This window comes from Microcoleus sp. PH2017_28_MFU_U_A (genome assembly GCF_020738035.1).
Taxonomy (GTDB): domain Bacteria; phylum Cyanobacteriota; class Cyanobacteriia; order Cyanobacteriales; family Microcoleaceae; genus Microcoleus.
Genome location: NZ_JAEQCX010000015.1, coordinates 1 through 2,354, shown reverse-complemented (window position 1 = coordinate 2,354; position 2,354 = coordinate 1). Strand labels below are relative to the sequence as shown.

Here is a 2,354-nt window from a genome sequence, read left to right as displayed (position 1 = left end):
GTTGTATTAAAGTAGGCTCCTAAAGTAGGGCCTTACTTTGTAAAATGACAGTAGGTACAGGAAAATAGTCAAAAAAATACCCCCTGATTAAAGGGGGTAGGGGGTTACATTGCCTCAACTATCTGTATTGATTCGCTTACCCCAAGGTAATGCCTCAGTATCACGTCTACGCTATTACCGCAGGCGGTGGCTATATGTAATAGCGCGTTGTTATTGTGGGCATTAGCGTGAGCAGTAAGGGTGATGTAGGTATGGCGAGTGTGATATTGCGGTAAGTACCCTCCTATGACGCCTTCCTCAACTAACTGAGTGACTACACCGGGGTAGTAGTAAGTTTTTTCTGTACCATCAGCTAGGGCTCTAGTTTTTTTGAATCCCCGCCATGCCTCTTGTAGAGAGGTGATTGGAATGTATTTACCTTTTTTGTTCGGAAAGCAAAGATTGCTTAAGCTCTCGCCTTTTAGTTGGATCAGCAACTCTCTCAATCGAGAATTGTCACTGAAATAGAATAGTCTTGCCTCGCCCGTTTTGGTCTCTTTTATTTTGTGGGTGGAAGCACCTAATGATTTATTAAAACGAATTAGATTTCTTTCAAAATCTATATCATGCCAACAGAGGGCTAACGCTTCTGATGTGCGACATCCTGTTAGAAAATAGAATTCGATCAAGGCTGCAAAATGAGACTTGTTAGACCCATAAAAAGCCTTGATAATGATGTCGCACTCTATCTTGGTAAATGCGCGTCTATCCTCTTCTAGCGCTTTTTCGTCCGTCACCTCGTGCCATTGTTTCTCTTCCCCATTTACTATTTTGGATGCGTACTTTTGCTGAGTTGTGATAGCAGGTGCGCTGAATTTATCGCTGACAAAAGGGTTTTCGGTTGTGGGATTGACTAGCATACCTTTTGATTTGCAATACTCGAAAGCTAGTCGCAACTCATTGATAAAGTAAGTCTTTCTGTTTATTGTGGTATTTGTGATTGCAAACATCACATTCTGTCCATCGCTTAAGCGTATGTCGCTAATACTCTGGTCGGATTGGACGTGTTGCTTAGTTTGGTTGTTCCATATTTTACCGTAAATAATGTTTGAAAACTGTGTCTGGAAAGTTACTTTAAACGTAGTCCTGAAGTACATCAGCTAGCTTGGCATATTTGCCCCCGCCTATACCATATTTAGCAAGGGTAGGGTCAAATAGTTTTTCCCATTCAGGATGGTCTAAATCAGCCTCCATTGCGATGGCAATTTGAGTAGCACGCTTCCAATCCTCAGGGTTGTCTTTGTAACCGTGTCGCCCTAGTGGCAGATACTTGGGTTTACCTTTTAGTGGCTTGCCGTCTAACGCTTCCCATAGCGGACTGTGCCGAGACGGAAACTGTAATCGTAGGGAGCCATGGTCAACTCCAATGGTGATGTCGCAAGCTGTCTGAACTTTGGGTTGAGCTTTCATTGGTGTTTCTCTCCTGAAACTATTGGTTTGTCAAGGTTCTGTGGTTTCTAGATTTTTTCTAGATTTAGTCTAGGTAGACTCTATTTCCCAAGTAGGCTCCTAAAGTAGGGAGCTACTTTCAGTAAGCATAGCATAAGTGTACACCCAGATTGTCTGTCTTGCAGGTAAAGGTTGCACATCGGCAAGCTGACAATGCCAATATTTGCTTCCTTGAGTAATGTCAAAGTTTCTGTTACTAAGTCTGGCGGTTGTACGGCTAAACTACAGCAATGCCCGCAGATTATTTGACCTGCAAATTCATACCTAATAGCGGTTTTTGCTACTTCTCGCAGTGTGGTTGATTCTGGATCGTCGGTTTCGTCGGTGTGGAAGTCGAGGTTTAAACCGCGTTCTTGGGCTAAGCTAAATACGCGATCGAGTTGTTTGTCTAAATCGGGATTCATGTAGGCGACGCCGCCGAGAATGCCGCCGATTTGGGCAATTTTGTCTGCTAATTTTTCACCCTCGGGTGTCAGGAAATAGTCCAGGGAAACTAGGGAAACTGCTTGCAAAATTAGCCGATCGCGCCATTCGGCCTGCAAGGCTGTAAATACTGATAAACTAACGGTTCCCTGTTCTCCTGCGCTGTCGATGTGAGTGCGGATCGCCTTGGTTCCGTGGGCGTAGCTGCACTGGAGGCCGAACTGCATCCGCCGGTAAACATCCTCTGCATTCCAGTATTTTTGGGCATCAGCGTGCACTGTGTCGATCGCGCTAGCAAACGTTCCATCGGGATTGGGCGATCGTTCCCAGATATGTCCTTTGTCTAAGAGGCCTCCACAAAAAGAATGATCCAATAGCTATGTGGGTTTAGCGAAAATTTCCACAAACCATTTGTGAAGATTGGGCAGACGATTTATCTGGGT

General features: G+C 44.5%; 2 protein-coding genes and 1 pseudogene. All 3 read right to left on the bottom strand.

Annotation, left to right across the window (positions count from 1 at the left end; translation table 11 throughout):
• Positions 1–104: 104 nt before the first annotated feature.
• A complete protein-coding gene (locus JGK14_RS00150) occupies positions 105–989 on the bottom strand; it encodes a tyrosine-type recombinase/integrase (protein WP_293282384.1) in 885 nt (294 codons plus the stop codon).
• A 124-nt stretch (positions 990–1,113) separates the two neighbouring features.
• The gene (locus JGK14_RS00145) at positions 1,114–1,449 is read right to left on the bottom strand and encodes a hypothetical protein (RefSeq protein WP_325314556.1); all 336 of its coding nucleotides are present in this window, start codon (positions 1,447–1,449) and stop codon (positions 1,114–1,116) included.
• A 146-nt stretch (positions 1,450–1,595) separates the two neighbouring features.
• Positions 1,596–2,258: pseudogene (locus tag JGK14_RS00140) on the bottom strand (cytosine deaminase); the annotation flags it as partial.
• Positions 2,259–2,354 lie beyond the last annotated feature (96 nt).

Excerpts from the sequence above, each read along its gene's own strand:
- JGK14_RS00150 (WP_293282384.1), bottom strand. The coding sequence starts at position 989 with ATGTTTGCAATCACAAATACCACAATAAACAGAAAGACTTACTTTATC.
- JGK14_RS00145 (WP_325314556.1), bottom strand. The coding sequence starts at position 1,449 with ATGAAAGCTCAACCCAAAGTTCAGACAGCTTGCGACATCACCATTGGA.